Origin of the sequence: Corynebacterium yonathiae (assembly GCF_027570195.1) — a bacterium.
GTDB lineage: Bacteria > Actinomycetota > Actinomycetes > Mycobacteriales > Mycobacteriaceae > Corynebacterium > Corynebacterium yonathiae.
The window spans coordinates 28,627-46,807 of sequence record NZ_JAKMUZ010000005.1; the positions used below are offsets into that span (position 1 = coordinate 28,627).

Genomic DNA, 18,181 nt, shown 5'->3' on the forward strand with positions numbered 1-18,181 from the left:
ACTTCGGCCGCCGCCGGGATTAAATTCAGCCTAAAATACCTGCGCCCATAGTGGCCTTGAGATCACCCATGAGGTTGCCGGAGCGTTCCACGCGCAGGTGGTCACCGAGGATCATTGTGGTGGATTCGGAGCCGTCGACAAGCTCGAGGTACACGTCCGACTCGCCCTGGTTTTTGAGCAAAACCTGCTTGAGCCGGGCAATATTTTCCATGGTGCACTGGTCCGTGCGCATGGTCAGGCGCAGCGGCAGGCCCGCGCCACCGCCAGGTCCGAGATCTGGGACGCGGATATCGGAGCAAAACAGGGAGCGGCGCTCATCGCGGACCTTGACGTTTACGCGCGCCAAGATGATATTGTCCTCCACAATCTGTGGGGCGACGAGCGAATAGACCTTATTGAAGACCAAGATTTCTACCTGCGCGCCGTTGTGGTCCTCCACCGTTACAATGGCCCAGGGGGAGCCATCGCGCTTGGAAAAGCGGCGGTCTACGCCTGAGATGATGCCACCGATGATGAGCTCTTGGCCGTTATGCACCTCATCGTTCAGGATTTTTGTCAGCGGGGTATCCGTTTGCGCAGCCAGCGCCTCCTCAAAACCATCGAGCGGGTGACCGGAAACGTACAGGCCAAGCATCTCTCGTTCCAGGGCGAGCTCATGTTTGCGGTCCCAGTTGTCTTCTGGGATGTCCAAGGCAAAGGCGTTGGAGGCCTCATCATCTTCTCCCCCGCCAATTCCGGCGAAGAGATCGAATTGGCCCTTATCCGCCGCCTTCTTGGTGGTTTGCACCGCATCCACCGCGTCCTCGTGGATGAGCATGAGCCCCTTGCGCGGATGGTTCAAGTCGTCGAAGGCGCCGGCCTTAATGAGAGCTTCAGTCACGCGCTTAGTGCAGGCGGTCAACTCGATCTTGTCCAGGTAATCACTAAACGAGCTAAACGCGCCCTTGTCGTGGCGGGACTTGATGATGGACTCCACCACTTCCGAGCCAACGTTGCGGATAGCGCCCATGCCGAAGCGGATATCCTCTCCCACCGCCTGGAAATCCTCTTCGGACTCGTTGACAGAAGGCGGCAGCACCTTGATGCCCAAGTGGCGGCAGTCCGACAGGTAGATGGCGGACTTGTCTTTCTTATCGCCCACCGAGGTCAGCAGCGCGGCCATATACTCTGGCGCGTAGTAGGCCTTAAGGTAGGCCGTCCAGAAGGACACCAAGCCATAGCCTGCGGCGTGGGACTTATTAAACGCGTAGGACGCGAAGGGCTCGATGGTGCCCCAGAGCGCGTCCATGGCGGACTTGGAATAGCCGTTTTCTTGCATGCCGCCCCAGAACTTATCGTACTGTTGAGCCAGCACCTCGGGCTTTTTCTTACCCATCGCCTTACGGAAGCCATCTGCCTCGCCGGCCGTGTAGTTAGCAACCTTTTGGGAGATACGCATGATCTGCTCCTGGTAGACGATGAGGCCGTAGGTCTCATCCAGGATTTCCTTCAGCGGCTCTTCCAGCTCTGGGTGAATCGGGGTGATTTCCTTACGGCCGTTCTTGCGGTCTGCATAGTCCCAGTGGGCGTTCACGCCCATCGGGCCGGGGCGGTAGAGCGCAAGGGAGGCGACAATATCTTTAAAGCCGGTTGGCTTCATGCGTTTGAGCAGCTCTTGCATACCGCCGGAGTCAAGCTGGAAGACGCCCAGCGTATCGCCGCGCGAGAGCAGGTCATAGACCTTGGAGACTTTGGGGTCGTCGGCATGCAGCTGCTCCAAGTGAACTTCTTCGCCGCGGTTGCGCTTGATGTTTTCAATCGCGTCGCCGATAACGGTGAGGTTACGCAGGCCCAGGAAGTCCATCTTCAGCAGGCCGATGGCCTCACACGCTGGGTAATCCCAGCCGGTGATATAGGCACCGTCGGCCGGGCGCTTCCACATGGGGATGTGGTCCATGAGGCGGACCGAGGCCATAATCACCGCACAGGCGTGCACGCCGGCCTGCCTGACGACGCCCTCCAAGCCCCTAGCCGTGTCATAAATCTTTTTCACATCCGGGTCGGATTCGACCATCTGGCGGACCTCGGCGGCCTCGGAGTAGCGCTCGTGGTCCGGGTCTGTGATGCCCTTGAGCGGAATATCCTTCGCCATGATTGCCGGCGGCAGCGCGCCGTTGATACGGTCGGCCATCTGGAAGCCCGGCTGGCCAAAGTGCACCTTGGCGGAGTCCTTAATGGCCTGCTTCGTCTTCACCGTGCCGAAGGTAATGACCTGCGCTACCTTATCCTCGCCCCAGCGCTCGGCCGCGTAGGTAATCATCTCGCCGCGGCGGCGGTCGTCGAAGTCGATATCGATATCGGGCGCGGACGGGCGCTCGGGATTCAAGAATCGCTCGAAGAGGAGATCATGTTCCAGGGGGTCGATATTGGTAATGGTCAGCGCGTAGGCGACAAGCGCGCCGGCCGCCGAGCCACGTCCCGGCCCCACGCGAATGCCCACCGAGCGCGCGTGCTTGATGAGCTCGGCCACGATAAGGAAGTAGGACGGGTAGCCCTTCATCTCAATGACGGAGATCTCGTACTTGGCGCGCTCGATGTACTCCTCCGGAACATCCTGGCCGGGGAAGCGTGCCTGCAGGCCTTCCATAACCTCGTGGGTGAGCCAGGAGGTTGGGGTGTGGCCCTCGGGGACGTCGGCAATAGGCATGCGATCGTGGGTATGCTCTTCCCAAATCTCGCCGTAGTCTTGCACGCGCTCGGCAATCCACAGCGTGTTATCGCAGCCATCTGGAATCATATCGTCCCAGGTCTCACGCATCTGCGCGGCCGACTTAATGTAGTAACCGGTACCGCCGAACTTGAAGCGATCGGGGTCCATAAAGGTCTTGCCGGTCTGCACGCACAACATCGCCTCATGCGCCGGCGCCTGGGACTCCAGCACGTAGTGGCAGTCATTGGTCACCAGCGGCGGCAAGTCCAATTTACGGCCAATTTCTAATAGGCCATCGCGCGTGCGCTTTTCGATGTCCAGCCCATGGTCCATCAACTCCAAGAAGAAGTTATCTTTGCCGTAGATGTCTTGCCACATGGCCGCGGCCTCGAGCGCCTCATTGAACTGGCCAAGGCGTAGACGGGTCTGGACATCGCCGGAGGGGCACCCGGTGGTGGCGATGATGCCATCAGCATGCTCCGCGATGAGCTCGGCATCCATGCGCGGCCACTTGCCCAACTGGCCCTCATAGGAAGCTAATGAGGACAAGGTAAAAAGATTGCGCAGGCCGGTGGCGTTCTCCGCAATCATCGTCTGGTGGAGATAAGCGCCGGACGCGGAGACATCGTCGCGCTTTTGGTCCGGCGTACCCCACAACACGCGCTTTTTATTGAAACGGGATTCGGGCGCCATATACGCCTCGATGCCGATAATGGGCTTGATGCCGGCGCCGGTCATGCGACGGTAGAAGGCATCGGAGCCGTACATATTGCCATGGTCAGTCATGCCTACGGCCGGCATCTTCTGGCGAACCACCTCGTCCGCCAGCATATCGACCTTGGCCATGCCGTCGAGCATGGAGAACTCGGTGTGGTTGTGCAGGTGGACGAAGGAGGAGTTTTTGGCCATGCGGCTCATCATAGCGGGGCGGTCAAAATGGGCTATTATTTTGTGATGCTCTACACGCTCGCCGCCTATATCATGTGGGGATTTTCCCCGCATTCTTCCCTCTCCTGTTGCCGGCATCGCCGCTAGAGATTTTGGCTCACCGCGTGCTGTGGACCGCGGTATTGGTCACGGGATTTTTGTGCCTCGCCGGCCGATGGCGCGAGTTGGTGCGCATGGACAAGCGCACGTGGGGATGGCTCGCGGCCGCGGGAGTATTCATCACGGCTAATTGGGGCACCTACGTGGTAGCGATTAATAGCAACCACGTAGCCGACGCGGCGCTGGGGTACTTCATCAATCCCCTCGTATCGGTTGCCCTCGGCATGGTGTTTCTCAAGGAACGGCTGCGGCCGTGGCAGGCCGGCGCGGTGGGAGTTGCGGCCATCGCGGTGCTGTATTTGACGTTCTTTACCGGCCAGGCGCCCTATATTTCGCTTTTGCTGGCCTTCAGCTTCGGAATTTATGGGCTGCTCAAAAAGCAGGTGCGGGTGTCCTCGGCCGTCTCAGTCGCAGCGGAGGCGCTCGTGATGTCGCCACTAGCGGTGGGCTACATTCTGTGGCTAGAAAGTAGCGACCAAGGTACCTTCGCTAGCGAAGGCGTCGGCCACGCGCTGCTTTTGTTAAGCGCCGGCTTAATCACCGCGCTGCCGCTTCTTTGCTTTGCAGAGGGCGCGCGGACGCTACGCTTATCGACGATCGGCATGCTCCAATACCTCACCCCCATCATGCAAATGCTGTGGGCACTTTTCGTCACCCACGAACACTTTTCGCCCCACCGGTGGATTGGCTTCGGCATTATCGGCTTAGCGGTAGCGATCTACGTGGCCGACTTAGTGCGTATGGCTAGGAGCGCCTGAGTTCCTCGCGGGCGGCGCGGGCACGACGACGCGCGGCCTGTTCCTCCTCCGCTTCCAGCGCCCAGCGCGGCATCACTACGATAAGAAAGATGCCAAAGGCACAAACGATCGCGGAAAACACCAGCGTCATGGAGGTGCCGCCCGTAATAAGGCCGATAACTAGGGCGATGCCGGAAACCACCACCGCGACCCAGGCGGCGATATAGGCAAATTTATAGTTCGGCATCCACTGCGAAAAAGGCTGCTGCGGGGACATGACTCTAGCCTACGCGGTTGGTATCTAAGTAGGCCCGGTATTAACAAGGTCCGGCGGGGGCTTCTCCCAGGGGTTGACCCAGCGCACGCCGCGGGCCGTGCGCTCGAAGCGGCCATTGCGCGGCGGGCCGGTGCGATGATCGTCATTGCGGCCATTGTGATAAGCGCAGGCGGTGGTGAGGTTCTTCGCGTTCGTCCACCCGCCGCCGGCCCAGCTGAATATGTGATGGACTTGGCACTCATCGGCAGGCTTGTGGCAGCCCTTAACCGGGCAGGTGGGGTTTTCCGCCGCGGCCATCATAAACTGCTTCCAGGTCGCCCCGCGGCGCATGCGGTACAAATTCACCGGACCTTCCACGGGATGCAGCAGGGTGACAAACCCCTCCTCTGCCAGCGCGCGCTGGGCCAATTCGGCACCGGTTATCTGCGCGCCGTTGGTCATGGTCAGCACCACATCATCACTACCATGGGCCACGCCGACCAACTTATCTAGTGGCACCACAACATTAGTGCGCACGGTAGAGGTAGAGGCGCCGGTGCGGAAGAAAGAGGCGACGTCGGCAAGCGAGCCGGCATGCTGGTGAAGTTCCGCAATGAGCGCGGAAGGACCGGTGATAGAAAGCGTCCACGGCTTTCCGGCGGCGCGGCGCTGCAGCCGCACGCCAGGCTTGGGCTCGCGTGGCGCGCGCATCTTGCGCAGCTTTATGCGGGCGAGCTTTTCCATCTCCCTCGTATCACAAGAGATATGGGCAAGCTCGGCGCGCAGGGCCCAGGCGCGGGCTTGGGTGGGCGCGCGACGCGCATGCTTTTCGATGACCTCCAGCGTCGGCAGTGAATGCCTGTTTCGGCGCGCCCCATCCACCGCCCGCCGTTGGCGGCGGCGAAAGCTGGTGGGGCCGAAGTAGACCTGCGCGAGCTGCGCAATAGAGTCCGCTGCGGCATCGGGCATGCCGGCGGCGGCAAGGTCGGCAGCAGAAACGGCGGCGGCCTCGGCGAGGATATCCATTGCCGAGTTCAGTGCCGCGATATAGGCCCGAATATGTTCCATGCCCCTGATGCTAAAAGCGCCGCGGGGGCACTGCGCGCTGCGGGAGTAAAGAAGGCGAAATTAGCTGGGTGGACGGATGGCGAAGCTGCCCCAGGCGGCGTCGGCAGGCGCTGCTTCGACGGCGGCAACGGAGGGGGTGGAGGCGACGTCGGCAAGCTGGGCGCCTGATCCCCACACCACAACTGCGCTTACCGCGTTGGATCGCTGCCCATAGGAGGCATCGATGCGGCCGACGGCACGCTGGATGACAGCGGCGCGGTCCTCGCCAGCGCTCGGCTCAGGAACGTCGATGGGAGCGGTGGAGCCAATGAGGATGGCATCCATGCGCGGGGCTGCGGCGACGGCGGCCGCAGCAGCTACGGGCGGTAGTTCCTCGTCGAAGGTAACCAGGGCGTAGGCAGGCTCATCGGGAAGGTCACTGCCCGCCACGCGCGCAATATACTCCGCGCGCGATTCGCCATCCGGGCCGAGCTGGTCGCCTTGCACCTGCGAAGTAGCCTGGGTCCCCAAGGCGCCGAAGAGCGCCAGCGCCGCCAGAAAAAGCACCGCGAGCACCGCCAAGGCCGCTAGCCGACGCCGCTGGTAGACCTTCCTCATCCCCGCAGCACCGCCAAGGCATGTTCGAGATCGGCTGGATACGGTGCCTGAATTTCAAACCATTTGCCGGTGCCGGGGTGGGTAAAGCCGAGTTTGACCGCGTGCAGCCACTGCCGCTCGAGCCCAAGGCGCTTGGCCAGATTCGGATCCGAGCCATACATGGGATCGCCCACGCACGGGTGCCCGGTAGCAGACATGTGCACGCGGATTTGGTGGGTGCGGCCAGTCTCCAGGTGCACTTCGATGAGGCTGGCCTCGCGGAAGGCCTCGATGAGGCTGTAGTGGGTGACGGCCGCTTTGCCGTCGTCAAGCACGGCGAATTTCCAGCCCGACTTGGGGTGGCGGCCGATGGGGGCATCGACAGTGCCCTCGATGGGGTCCGGCAGCCCCTGGACCACGGCGTGGTAGGTCTTTTTCACGCTGCGGTACTTAAAGGCATGCTTGAGCGCAGAGTAGGCACGCTCCGAAGAAGCCACTACCATCACCCCAGACGTGCCCACATCGAGGCGATGCACGATTCCCTGGCGCTCAGTCGGCCCGGAAGAAGCCACCGTATAGCCGGCCGCGCGCAGCCCGCCGATGACCGTCGGCCCGTCCCACCCCACGCTCGGGTGCGCGGCCACACCCACCGGCTTATGCACGCAGATGATATCGGCATCGCTGTAGAGCACGTCCATGCCTTCGACGAGCTCTTCGCGCGGCAGCATTGGCTTTTCTGGCTCCGGCAAAAGCACGGAGACTACATTGCCGGAGGTCAAACGCTCGGATTTGCCCAGTTCTTGGGAATCAATGGTCACACTGCCCTCAGCGCAAAGCTGCGCGGTGGCGCTGCGGGAAAGGCCAAGGAGCTTAGCTAGGGCGGCGTCGGCACGCATGCCTTCTAAACCTTCAGGGACGGGGAAGCTGCGCATCTGCCTATTCATGCTCGGCCTTCCTTTCCTCCAGCACCATGGCGATGATGAAAAGCACCACTCCGCAGGTGATCGCCGCGTCCGCGATATTAAACACGGCGAAAGATCCGACCGAAATATAGTCCACCACGTGCCCGAACCAGAAGCTGGGGGCGCGGAAGATGCGGTCGGCGAAATTGCCCAGCGCGCCGCCAGCAATGAGCGCCAAGCCTACTGCCTGGCCCGAGTGGGTAATGCGCGGGGCGGCAATGGCCACGCCGAGCACAAAGACCAATTGGATAGTGGTAAAAAGCCACGTCGATCCCTCCCCGCCCATGGAAAAGGCGGCGCCAGGGTTAAAAAGCAGGGTAAACCGGAACCAGTCCCCAATGATCGGCAAGGGCTCGCCTTCCGTGAGAATGGAAAGCATTAACTGTTTTATGGCTTGGTCCACCAGCGCCACGGCGATGACTATCGCGGCGATAAGTCCTGTCTTGCTCCTTCGTTTTTGACTCACCCGCTCTATTCTAAACGGCAGCGTCCGGTATTTTGGTAAGCGTGTTTCGAGTCAAAGTTTTTGCAGCCCTGACCACAGCCGCCGTAGCACTTACGGCGTGTTCCTATGAAAAGCCGGGACCCGCGGTGGAACAGCCCGTGGGCCTGACTATCGACGCCCCGCGTGTAACCGTGGATAACCCCGGAACCGGGGAGAAAAAGCTCCTGGAATACCGCGATATTGACTCCACGCAGGACGTTAATTACCGCGTTACCGAAGGCTTTTCGCAGGACCTGCTCAAAAAGTCAGTGGCCGAGAAGTTTCAAGCCTCCGACGTCGACTCCACCACTACTTCCCTGCCGCTTTCAGCCAAGGTAGATAAGGCCAGCGAGGACGTGGAAGATCAACTACCAGCCACCCGCAATGCTTTCGTTACGGCCAGTACCCCGGAAACCTCCGGAGACACCGACGTCTCTTCGGCCGAGGGATTTCAATTTGGCTGGCGCGGCCAAGATACTGGCCAGATGAATTCGCTGCGCTTAGCTGCGCCCCAGGAGGCCACGGATGAAGCCCGCGGAGCGGTCGAACAAGCGATTATGAAGCTGACTGCCCTGCCGGTGGTTTTCCCTACCGAGGAGGTGGGCAAAGGCGCGAGCTGGACCGTGGATTCTCGTGTCACCGGCGAGTCCACCCTATTGCAAACCACGCGTTATACGGTCGATTCCATCGAGGGGGACCAGGTGAAGCTCAACGTGGAGGTAGAACAGCGGCCGTCGCTAGGCGCACTGTCCTTTGAGGGGCAAGCCCAGGGCACAGAGCTGGAAAATAAGGAGCTCAAGGTTTTAGACTCCCGCACCGAATCCAAGGGCAGTATCACGGTGGATCTCACCCAGCCGCTGCCCGTGGGCGGTGACGTGTCATTCGACACGAAGGTCATTTACGGCACCGCCGGCTCGGAGCTGCGGGTGGTGCAGTCGAGCCTGACGGAACTGAATTTCTCCTAGTTACTCAGCCGGGGCTTCTACAGGGGCCTCGGCTGGGGCCTGTTCGGCGCCGGCAGCGGGGGCATCGCCCTCGGCAGGAGCAGCGTCCCCCTCGGCCGGTGCCGGAGCGGGTGCGGAGGCTCCGGCACCGGTGTCCGCGCACATTTCCGGAACTTGCTCTGGCGGCACGGTATTTTGGATGAGCGTGCAAGCCCAGGCCTTGGAAAGCTTCCAGGTGCCATTTTCGTAGACGAATTCCACCTGGTCAGCAGTCTGCTGCTGGCCGTCAGCGGTGGTGAAGTTCACGGTGGTCAGCACGGACTGTGGGTCATAGCCCGGCAGTACGGGGTCAACGACCTCGAACTCGGCGCCGGATTCCGCCTTAGACTGGGCCATGGTGTCAAAGATCTCCGGGGCGGTCTCGCCGCCTTGCACGGTGGCGGTCTTTTCCTGCTCGGAGGCATTTGGATCGGTAGCCTTAGCCAAAATAGCGTTCAGGTCCGCCGGGGACGGCAGGGCCGGGGCGGCGGAATCGCCGTCGGAGGAGGCGGATTCCTGCGCCTCGGTATTGGTGGCGGCGGAATCGTCTTGCTCATCATCGGAAGAGCAGGCGGCCAGGGCGGTGGCCGCGGTCAGTGCGAGGCACGCGGCGCTAAACTTGCGGAATTTCACTTCTAACTCCTCACTTCTGGGTTTTAAACTCCCATCAGTTTACAGCTGCACCAGCTTTTTCCGGGCTGCGCCCGCCGCGTGGGCGAAGATTTCTTTAATCTTAAGGACATGACCCGAATTGCTTTGATCGCCACCGGCGGCACTATTGCGTGTACCACCGTGGCCGATGGTTCCCTGGTTCCCACCGTCTCCGGCGCGGCCCTTGCCGCTGATATCGACGCCGAGGTGGTGGAGTTTCGCCAGCTCGACTCCTCTTCTATTACTTTGGCCGACCTCGACGAGCTCATTGCGGTAGTCAACTCCCAAATGGCACGGGAGGACATCGGCGGCGTGATCATCACCCACGGCACCGATTCCATGGAAGAAACAGCGCTGGCGCTAGAGATTTTCTGTAGCGGCGCAAAGCCTATCGTGCTCACGGGTGCGCAGCGTGCCTACGATCACCCCGCGGCCGACGGCCCCACGAATCTGCGCGATGCCCGCGAGCTTGCGGCTAGTGGACGCCCAGGGGTCTACCTCTGCTTTGGCGGTGCTATCATCCCGGCCCGCGGTGCACGCAAGCGGCACACCAGCGACTTGCGCGGGTTTGAATCCCTGGCCGTGCCTGGCTCCACTCCACGTCTTAGCCCTGCCCCGCTGGCGCCGCACCCGGTAGAGATCATCCCCGCCTATCCAGGAGCTGGGCGCTTGCTGGTGGACGCCGCTGTGGCCTCCTCGACCGCCGGGCTCATTGTCGAGGCCATGGGCTCGGGCAATATGGGCGAGGACATCGGCCTCGCGCTTGCCGACGCCCTCCGCGCCGGCCTCCCCGTCGTCATTTCTACCCGCACACCCTACGGCCCCACGGCCCTAGCCTACGGAGGCGATGGCGGTGGCGCGAGCCTTGGAAAACTGGGCGCTATTAACGCCGGTTCTTTCCGCCCGAGCCAAGCGCGCATCCTGCTGGCAGCGGCACTGGCCACCGGCACCGACCCGGCAGAGTTATTCCCACACTAGGTGCTTAATCCTCGACGGTGAGCCAATCCTGCCAATCAAGCGAGTCGAGCGGATCCGCCGGCACGAGCGCAGGATCATCGGCCGCGAAAGACTTGGTACGGCCGGGCCCCGTGGCACGGGTCTCAAAGCGCACGCTGACTACCCCATGCCCGGCGCCTTGAATCCAGCCGTGGCCATATTCGGGGTGGAATACGTCTTGCGTTGCGTGCCACTGGTTATCGGTTTCTTCTTCCACCGTCACCGTCGGTGTCGGTACTGGCGGCACAACGTCGTCGCTCACCCCGGTTTCATAATCCGTATCCGCCGGCGCAGGGCGCACGATTTCGCGGTCTAATTCTGGGAACAGTACGTCTTGGCGGGCGGTTTCAAGCCCCGAATAGCTCACCCCCACCAGGCGGATGGGCCCTAGCTCATCCGGATAGCGGGCGAGCTTGAAGGCGGCGGCGGTGAGCACGGCGGCGTCGTCAGTCGCGTACGGCAAGGTAGTCGACCGCGACTCAATATGGAAATCCGCCATACGCAGCTTCACCGTTACCGTGCGCGCGCCGCGCCCGTCTTTGAGCAGCCGGCGGTGCGCGCCCTCCGCCGCGCGGGCGATGGCTGCATCAACTTCCGGCACCGTCTGCAGATCCTTCGGGTAGGTGTGTTCGGTAGAAATCTGCTTAGAAATAGCACGCGGTGCCACTTCGCGGTCATCGATGCCGCGGGCCAGCTGCCAGAGCTGCAGCCCCACCACGCTACCAGTGGAAATCTCTACTTCCTTGCGCGTCATCGCTGCAAGCTGCCCAATAGTTTCGACCCCAATGGACTTCAGCTTCGCGCCGGTTACCGGGCCCACGCCCCACAACTTATTCACCGCCAGCGGATGCAACATATCTAGCTGGCGCTCCACCGGAATGACGAACGTACCATCGGGTTTCGCCTCGCCTGAACCGATCTTGGCAAATTGCTTGCCCGAGCCCGCACCAATGGAACATGGCAGGCCCGTCTCCTCTCTGATGAGCGCGCGCAGCTCATCCGCCCAGCGCTTGACCTCCTCTGCGCTCGCCCCCTCGAGGGCGGCAGGTTCCATAAAGGCCTCATCAATAGAAAGCTGCTCAATGACCTCCACATGTTGCGCAATGATGTCAAAAACGCGCCGTGAGGCCGCCGAATAAACTGCCCGGCGCGGCTGCACCACCACCGCGCGCAATCCAACAAGCTGCTGTGCGCGGTACATAGGCATAGCCGAATGCGCGCCGTATTCGCGCGCTTCATAGGAGGCGCCGGCTACAACACCGCGCCCATTAGTACCGCCCACCAATACGGGGCGCCCCTGCAGCGTAGGCCGGGTGAGCTGCTCGACGGAGGCGAAAAATGCATCCATGTCGATGTGTAGAACCCAGCGTTGCATGCGGCCCAGTTTAATAGGCGTGTCCTCAGGTGCACTCCTGGGTATTTGCATGCCGTTAATTAAAGCTTTTATTGCTTTCCATCTGGCCGTCACTCCCACGCAAATTTACGACCTTATATTTTTCGAGGCCATTAAAAGTAGCTCTCCAGATAAAACCTCACACGCATTCGTGGACTCTAGAACAAATCCACCCCCATCGACTCACCTAGCCCCCTTGGACTGCCCCGCCACATGACTGCCGCCCACCGAAAGCAATCCCAATAACACGGTCTCTCCACCTGTCTTGCTAAAAGCAACTGAAAGGCATCCCATGTCTGCTAGCATCTTCGTCTTTTCAGATCTCCACTTGGGCCTCCCCGGCGCCCCAGGGATGGATTGGGCTTTGCAGGAATTAGAGACCGCCGCCCGGCTGGGCGCTACAACCTGTGTCTGCTTGGGCGATCTCATCGACCGCAACGCAAACGCAGCCGAATTCGCGCCCCAGGCCCGCGCCGTTTTGGACCACGCTGTCACACTTTTTCACGAAGTCCACTTTCTTTCCGGCAACCACGATACCCACCACACCCTGGATTTCCCGCCGGAGGTCACGGTTCACGGCACGCAGGTACATACCTTCCAGGTGGGAAAAACCACAGTGCTAGCTGCAGCGGTGGCCGCCGATCCGGACCCGCGCCGCCTTCAGCTTCCACCGCGTCCCAGTGACGCGCCTTTCCTTGGGCTCTTACATTCTTCCGTTACCGGCGAGTTTTCCACAGGAATCTGTCTCCCACTGTCAGTGGCGGAATTGCAGGCCAGTGGCGCTGATGCTTGGATCCTCGGCCATGTCCACACCCCACACACACTTGCCGACGCCCCTTTCATCGGCTGGGTCGGCATGGGCCGTGGCTTACTCTTCGACCCCGATACGCGCCAAGTCACACGCTTGTGTAACTAGATTCTTTCCCCACAAAGCGCCACCGGAGTTTTGCTTGCATGCAAATTTGCATGCAAGATGGATGCATGCCCAATAAACGAATGCAGCCCGCCGCGGAGCGCGCCTATGACTTCGTCAAAGAGAAGATCATCGACGGCTCCTTCGAGCCCTCACAGATGCTTTCCGAGGCTTCCCTAGCCACCGAGATAGGAATTAGCCGCACCCCCATGCACGAGGCCTTCCTACGCCTAGAGGTTGAAGGCTTTCTACAGCTCTACCCCAGGCGGGGTGCACTCATCGTGCCAATTAGCCCACAGGAAATTCGCGAGGTCTATGAGGCGCGCTTGCTCGTAGACGGGCACTGCGCCGAAAAGATCTGCGCCATGCCTGATGCCGAGCGCGCGGACATCGCTGATCAACTAGATGCGACCATCGCGGAACAAGACGCCGCGTTAGATGACGCAGACCTACGTGCCTATACACATCTGGATGCACGTTTCCACCAGATCATCATGGATGGCGGGGCCAATCGCCTGCTAGCTGGTTTGGGACACCAACTGCGCGAGCGTCAGCAGCGCTTTACCGCCACAGCCATTGGCCGCAACGTGGCCCGCGCCCGCACCTTCGTGGATCAGCACCGCACGCTTGCCGATGCCCTCCGCACCGGCGACCTCGACGCCTACCTTTCTGCATTGGACACCCACCTAACCAACTCGAGGAATCAACTATGACCGAAAAAATTGCCAAGCACTCATGGTTTCCCGTCGCCGGCAGTATGGTTGCCGTGGCCTGGGGCGGCAATGAGTTCACCCCTCTACTAGTCATGTACCGCGAGCAGTCTCACTTCTCGCAGGTCACCGTCAACGGTCTGCTGGCTGCTTATGTGCTCGGCATCGTGCCTGCGCTGCTTATCTCTGGTCCGCTTTCGGACTACATCGGCCGCCGTCCCACGATGCTGCCTGCCGCGCCACTATCGCTTTTAGGTTCCTTCCTTCTATCTATCGCACCGAACGAGCCACTCGTCATCGCCGTGGGCCGCATCATGTGTGGCTTGGCTCTAGGCATCGTCATGGCGGTAGGCTCCACCTGGGTTTCAGAGCTCATCACCCGAGCCGGTGGAGATCCCGCTGCCGGCCCGCGTCACGCCTCGATGTGCCTAACCCTCGGCTTCCTCATCGGCGCCGGCCTCGCCTCGGTGCTGGCCCAATGGGGCCCGTGGCCCACCCACTTAGCCTATATCTTGCACATCCTCCTCACCGTCGCCACCGCCATCTGGTTGATGAAGACCCCGGAGACTCGTCCGCCACGCGGCGCCACGGTAAAAGACACCTTCCTTGACCTGAGCATCCGCGACATGCTGCGCATGCTGCACATTCCCTCCGCAGCCCACCGCCGCTTCGTGCGCATCGTCTTGCCGGTAGCGCCATGGGTCTTCGGCTGCGCCGGTGCCGCTTATGCCCTCCTGCCACAGCTGCTATCCAAATCCGCCGGCGATGCTCCTATCGCCTTCTCCGGCCTAATGACCGTTATCACTTTGGGCTGCGGCGTTGGCGTCCAAATGCTCGGCAAAGTCATTGATACCAGCCGGTCCGCCCGCGCATCCGCGGTAGCAATGGGAGTTATCACCGTAGGCACTATCCTCGGTGCAGTTGCTTCTCATACCCGCTCACTGCCGCTGGGTATCGTCGGCGCGGCAGTTATGGGCGCGGGCTACGGCCTAGCCCTAGTCGCCGGCCTCTCCGAGGTCCAGCGTATCGCCCGTGCCGAAGAACTCGCCGGCCTGACCGCCGTCTACTACTCAGTGTCCTATACCGGATTCTTTATTCCCATGGCCTTTAGCGCACTCGCCCCGCTGCTCGGCTTTACCACCCTATTCCTCATTGGCGCCGTGCTTGCACTGTGCTGCCTAGTTAACGTGGTCCTCGGCTGGCGTGCTCACCTGCCGGGCCCGGTCCGTTAAGTCCTATCACTCATAAAAATTGCCCAGCCACACCGGCTGGGCAATTAATTTTAGGTGGAGGCTAGCGCGCTACTGCTTCACGACGGTAGCGCTAACCCCCTTCACCACCTCGTGCACGTCCTCACCATCAAGCGCCTCGGTGGTCACTTGGAAATCGGTCGCGAGCACTTCACCGGCGATATGGTCGGCGTGACGCTCAGCCCATGCCTTCTTCTCCTCCGGTACAGAAAGTACGGCCGCGATGCGATCCGAAACTTCAAACCCAGAAGCCTTACGGGCATCCTGGAGACCACGTATAACGTCTGCCGCCCAGCCTTCTGCCTCGAGCTCTTCAGTCACTTCGGTGTCGAGTACTACAAGGCCGTCGAGGCCTTCGATACGCGCGGTCGACTTCGGGTTCGCTGCCTGCAGGCGCTCGGTGTACTCATCCGGGCCAAGCACGATATCGCCGTCAACTACGACCTCGTCGCCGCGGCGCTCATAGTTGCCGGCCTTAAGGTTCTTGATGGCGCGCTGCACATCCTTACCCAGGCGCGGACCAGCGACCTTGGCATTGCAAACTACCTGGAAGGTGCCTACCGAATCGACGTCCTCGGTAAGCTCAACTTCCTTTACGTTGACCTCGTCGCGAATGATATCGGCAAAGTCCGCCAAACGCTGTGCCCCTTCAAGAGCCACCGTCAGCTTCGGCAGCGGCAACCGGTTGCGCAGCTTATTGGACTTGCGCACCGACGATGCCGCCGAAGCCACCGCGCGAGTGGCGTCCATCGCAGAGACCAGATCTGCATCAGCTGGGTAATCCGCGGCCTGCGGGAAATCCGCCAAGTGCACAGAACGCTCGCCGGTTAGCCCGCGGTAGATAACTTCTGCTACGTGCGGCAAAAGCGGCGCGACCACGCGAGTCACGGTTTCCAACACGGTGTACAAGGTATTGAATGCCTCAGGGTGGGCATCTTCGCCTTCCCAGAAACGCTCGCGCGAGCGACGCACGTACCAATTGGTCAAAACGTCTGCGAACAGGCGTACCTCTTCGGTTGCCGTAGCGATATCGGTATCGGCAAGCGCTGCGTCTACATTAGCCACGACATCGTGGGTCTTGGCCAAGATATAGCGGTCCAGAACATGCGTGGAGCTGGTGTCGAACTTGGCCTCCTTTTCCGCGTAGAGCTGCAGGAAGGTATAGGCATTCCAGATAGGCAGAATAGCCTGGCGCACTCCCTCGCGAATTCCCTGCTCCGTCACAATGAGGTTGCCTCCGCGCAGGATAGGCGAAGACATCAGGAACCAGCGCATGGCATCTGAACCATCGCGGTCAAAGACCTCGTTGACGTTGGGATAATTGCCCTTAGACTTCGACATCTTGAGACCGTCGTTGCCCAGCACGATGCCATGAGCAACGACCTTCTTATACGCCGGGCGATCAAATAGCGCCGTAGATAGCGCATGCATCACGTAGAACCAGCCACGCGTCTGTCCGGAGTATTCAACGATAAAGTCAGAAGGCGAGTGGGTCTCAAACCATTCCTTATTCTCGAATGGGTAATGCTTCTGCGCGAACGGCATCGAACCTGACTCGAACCAGCAGTCCAATACGTCCGGCACGCGGCGCATCATGGACTTACCGGTCGGATCATCGGGGTTCGGGCGCACCAACTCATCGATATGCGGGCGGTGCAGGGACTGCGGGCGGACGCCGAAATCGCGCTCCAACTCATCCAGTGATCCGTAGACATCCATGCGCGGGTAGTTGTCATCATCGGACATCCACACCGGGATAGGCGCACCCCAGTAGCGGGTACGGGAGATATTCCAGTCACGCGCGCCCTCGAGCCACTTTCCAAACTGGCCGTCCCGAATGTGCTCTGGCAACCACTCGATCTCATTGTGATTAAGCTCCACCATGCGATCGCGGAACTCAGTCACCTTCACGAACCAAGCCGGCAGCGCCATGTAGATAAGCGGCTCACCCGAGCGCCACGAGTGCGGGTAGGAGTGCTCAATCGTCACATGGCGCACCACTCGCCCAGCGGCCTTCAAGTCCTTGATGATGTCCTTGTTCGCATCAAAGACCAGCTGACCCTCATACGGCGGTACCTGCGAGGTGAATTTGCCGTCCTCATTGACCGGGATGACCAGCTCGATATCGTACTGGTTGGTGGTATTCATATCGTCTTCACCAAACGCAGGCGCCTGGTGAACCACACCGGTGCCGTCTTCGGTGGTGACATAATCAGCGACCAACACCTGGTAGGCATTGCGCAGGTCTGGGAAGAAGCCAAAGATTGGCTCATAGGTAAAGCCTTCGAGCTGCGCACCGGTGAAAGACTCCAGTACCTCGGCCTCACCCAGTTCCTTTTCCAAGGTAGCCAATAGATTTTCCGCCATGATGAAGGCACGGCCAGCGAAGTCACCCTCGGTGGCCCTAAAGAGCACATAGCTAACCTCGGGGTGAACCGCCAGCGCCTCATTTGAAGGTAAGGTCCAGGGGGTGGTGGTCCAGGCGAGGAAAGCGGCGTCGGCAAGCGCGGGGTGCTCCGCCAGCGTCTTTTCCGCCGCACTGCCCTCGCGCGCGCCCTCCACAGGGAAGGTAACCGTCAAGGTCGGGTCCTGGCGCATCTTATAGGAATCATCCAAGCGGGTCTCCTGATTAGACAAGGAGGTATGCTCCGCCCAGGAGTACGGCAAGACGCGGAAGCCCTTATAGATAAGGCCCTTGTCATATAGTTCCTTGAACGCCCACATAACCGATTCCATGTAATTGATATCCATGGTCTTGTAGCCGTTGTCAAAATCCACCCAGCGGGCCTGGCGGTTGACGTATTCTTCCCACTCATCGGTGTATTCCAATACGGACTTAGCGCAGTACTCATTGAACTTTTCCAAGCCCATGTCCTCGATCTGCGCCTTTTCGGTGATGCCTAGCTGCTTTTCGGCCTCTAGCTCGGCGGGCAGGCCGTGGGTATCCCAACCGAAGACGCGAGGAACGTAATTGCCTGCCATCGTGCGATAGCGCGGGACGATATCCTTCACATAACCGGTCAGCAGGTGGCCATAGTGCGGCAGGCCATTAGCAAATGGAGGACCGTCATAGAAGATGTACTCTGGGCAGTCCTTAGTCTTTTCTAGCGAAGCTTGGAAGGTATCATCCTGCTTCCAGTACTTCTGGACTTCCTCTTCCATATCCGGGAAGCGGCTTGAGCCGCCGGTCAGATCGACCTTGGGGTAAATCTTTTTCGCCATAACTATCCTTCACTCGTAAAACGGTGCAGGGACGCGCCTTCAAGGCTCGCGGTACCACCCTGCTTGAGCCCGAAGGCTCCGCTTCGTTTCGGTGAAGGAGTTGACGGTCCCACCCGTTCAGTTCTACTGGGCCGCAGAGGCTGTTCTTCTGAATTACTCCCCGGTGATGGCCGGATCACTGCATGTAGGTCATAGTATAGCGCCCCAGAATCTTCGTGCACAATAAGTTATCCACAGGCTAAAA

Annotated in this window: 14 protein-coding genes and 1 pseudogene; 6 read left to right on the top strand and 9 right to left on the bottom strand. The window is 60.5% G+C overall.

Features of this window, described 5'->3' with window-relative positions; all coding sequences use genetic code 11:
* Positions 1 to 25 precede the first annotated feature (25 nt).
* Complete coding sequence (dnaE, locus tag L8V22_RS03525; RefSeq protein ID WP_238799441.1) at positions 26 to 3,598, bottom strand: DNA polymerase III subunit alpha; 3,573 nt, start codon at positions 3,596 to 3,598, stop codon at positions 26 to 28.
* 45 nt (positions 3,599 to 3,643) lie between these two features.
* Between dnaE and rarD the strand changes: the two are divergent.
* A pseudogene (gene rarD / locus L8V22_RS03530) lies at positions 3,644 to 4,494 on the top strand (EamA family transporter RarD).
* On the opposite strand, the gene L8V22_RS03535 reads toward rarD, so the two are convergent.
* From L8V22_RS03535 to lspA, 5 genes are read right to left on the bottom strand one after another with little or no spacing between them, the layout of a single operon-like run.
* Positions 4,481 to 4,750 carry a permease gene (locus tag L8V22_RS03535; RefSeq protein ID WP_238799439.1) on the bottom strand — a complete coding sequence of 90 codons (270 nt, stop codon included), beginning with the start codon at positions 4,748 to 4,750 and terminating at the stop codon, positions 4,481 to 4,483. The pseudogene rarD and the gene L8V22_RS03535 sit on opposite strands and share 14 nt — an antisense overlap.
* A 24-nt stretch (positions 4,751 to 4,774) precedes the next feature.
* On the bottom strand, positions 4,775 to 5,797 hold the full coding sequence (locus L8V22_RS03540) for an HNH endonuclease signature motif containing protein (protein ID WP_238799437.1): 1,023 nt from the start codon (positions 5,795 to 5,797) through the stop codon (positions 4,775 to 4,777).
* A gap of 60 nt (positions 5,798 to 5,857) precedes the next feature.
* A complete protein-coding gene (locus L8V22_RS03545; protein ID WP_238799435.1) occupies positions 5,858 to 6,394 on the bottom strand; it encodes a hypothetical protein in 537 nt (178 codons plus the stop codon).
* Positions 6,391 to 7,317, bottom strand: a complete 927-nt coding sequence (locus L8V22_RS03550; protein ID WP_238799434.1) for an RluA family pseudouridine synthase — start codon at positions 7,315 to 7,317, stop codon at positions 6,391 to 6,393. Before L8V22_RS03550 ends, L8V22_RS03545 begins: the two co-directional genes overlap by 4 nt.
* On the bottom strand, positions 7,310 to 7,801 hold the full coding sequence (gene lspA / locus L8V22_RS03555; RefSeq protein ID WP_420839943.1) for a signal peptidase II: 492 nt from the start codon (positions 7,799 to 7,801) through the stop codon (positions 7,310 to 7,312). Before lspA ends, L8V22_RS03550 begins: the two co-directional genes overlap by 8 nt.
* A gap of 41 nt (positions 7,802 to 7,842) precedes the next feature.
* Between lspA and L8V22_RS03560 the strand changes: the two genes are divergently transcribed.
* Complete coding sequence (locus L8V22_RS03560) at positions 7,843 to 8,784, top strand: hypothetical protein (protein ID WP_238799433.1); 942 nt, start codon at positions 7,843 to 7,845, stop codon at positions 8,782 to 8,784.
* Here the strand turns inward: L8V22_RS03560 and L8V22_RS03565 are convergent, their stop codons facing one another.
* Complete coding sequence (locus L8V22_RS03565; protein ID WP_238799432.1) at positions 8,785 to 9,435, bottom strand: WKL family lipoprotein; 651 nt, start codon at positions 9,433 to 9,435, stop codon at positions 8,785 to 8,787.
* Between the two features lie 108 nt (positions 9,436 to 9,543).
* Between L8V22_RS03565 and L8V22_RS03570 the strand changes: the two genes are divergently transcribed.
* Complete coding sequence (locus tag L8V22_RS03570) at positions 9,544 to 10,431, top strand: asparaginase (protein WP_238799431.1); 888 nt, start codon at positions 9,544 to 9,546, stop codon at positions 10,429 to 10,431.
* Positions 10,432 to 10,435: 4 nt separating this feature from the next.
* Here the strand turns inward: L8V22_RS03570 and L8V22_RS03575 are convergent, their stop codons facing one another.
* Entirely contained in the window at positions 10,436 to 11,824 is a 1,389-nt protein-coding gene (locus tag L8V22_RS03575) for a DNA polymerase IV (protein ID WP_238799430.1), read from the bottom strand.
* Positions 11,825 to 12,134: 310 nt separating this feature from the next.
* Between L8V22_RS03575 and L8V22_RS03580 the strand changes: the two genes are divergently transcribed.
* The 3 genes from L8V22_RS03580 (at position 12,135) to L8V22_RS03590 (ending at position 14,697) form a co-directional block, all read left to right on the top strand.
* Entirely contained in the window at positions 12,135 to 12,758 is a 624-nt protein-coding gene (locus L8V22_RS03580; protein WP_238799429.1) for a metallophosphoesterase, read from the top strand.
* Positions 12,759 to 12,823: 65 nt separating this feature from the next.
* Positions 12,824 to 13,468, top strand: coding sequence for a GntR family transcriptional regulator (locus L8V22_RS03585; protein ID WP_238799428.1), 645 nt, complete (start codon positions 12,824 to 12,826; stop codon positions 13,466 to 13,468).
* Entirely contained in the window at positions 13,465 to 14,697 is a 1,233-nt protein-coding gene (locus tag L8V22_RS03590; RefSeq protein WP_238799427.1) for an MFS transporter, read from the top strand. The genes L8V22_RS03585 and L8V22_RS03590 overlap by 4 nt, the downstream gene beginning before the upstream one ends.
* A gap of 69 nt (positions 14,698 to 14,766) precedes the next feature.
* Here L8V22_RS03590 and ileS read toward each other — a convergent pair whose 3' ends face one another.
* Positions 14,767 to 17,937: an isoleucine--tRNA ligase gene (gene ileS / locus L8V22_RS03595; protein ID WP_269966397.1), complete on the bottom strand. Its 3,171-nt coding sequence runs from the start codon at positions 17,935 to 17,937 to the stop codon at positions 14,767 to 14,769.
* Between the last annotated feature and the right edge of the window lie 244 nt (positions 17,938 to 18,181).

Excerpts from the sequence above, each read along its gene's own strand:
- L8V22_RS03585 (WP_238799428.1), top strand. The coding sequence starts at position 12,824 with ATGCCCAATAAACGAATGCAGCCCGCCGCGGAGCGCGCCTATGACTTC.
- L8V22_RS03550 (WP_238799434.1), bottom strand. The coding sequence starts at position 7,317 with ATGAATAGGCAGATGCGCAGCTTCCCCGTCCCTGAAGGTTTAGAAGGC.
- ileS (WP_269966397.1), bottom strand. The coding sequence starts at position 17,937 with ATGGCGAAAAAGATTTACCCCAAGGTCGATCTGACCGGCGGCTCAAGC.
- dnaE (WP_238799441.1), bottom strand. The coding sequence starts at position 3,598 with ATGGCCAAAAACTCCTCCTTCGTCCACCTGCACAACCACACCGAGTTC.
- L8V22_RS03540 (WP_238799437.1), bottom strand. The coding sequence starts at position 5,797 with ATGGAACATATTCGGGCCTATATCGCGGCACTGAACTCGGCAATGGAT.
- L8V22_RS03580 (WP_238799429.1), top strand. The coding sequence starts at position 12,135 with ATGTCTGCTAGCATCTTCGTCTTTTCAGATCTCCACTTGGGCCTCCCC.
- L8V22_RS03570 (WP_238799431.1), top strand. The coding sequence starts at position 9,544 with ATGACCCGAATTGCTTTGATCGCCACCGGCGGCACTATTGCGTGTACC.
- L8V22_RS03590 (WP_238799427.1), top strand. The coding sequence starts at position 13,465 with ATGACCGAAAAAATTGCCAAGCACTCATGGTTTCCCGTCGCCGGCAGT.
- L8V22_RS03535 (WP_238799439.1), bottom strand. The coding sequence starts at position 4,750 with ATGTCCCCGCAGCAGCCTTTTTCGCAGTGGATGCCGAACTATAAATTT.
- L8V22_RS03575 (WP_238799430.1), bottom strand. The coding sequence starts at position 11,824 with ATGCAACGCTGGGTTCTACACATCGACATGGATGCATTTTTCGCCTCC.
- L8V22_RS03545 (WP_238799435.1), bottom strand. The coding sequence starts at position 6,394 with ATGAGGAAGGTCTACCAGCGGCGTCGGCTAGCGGCCTTGGCGGTGCTC.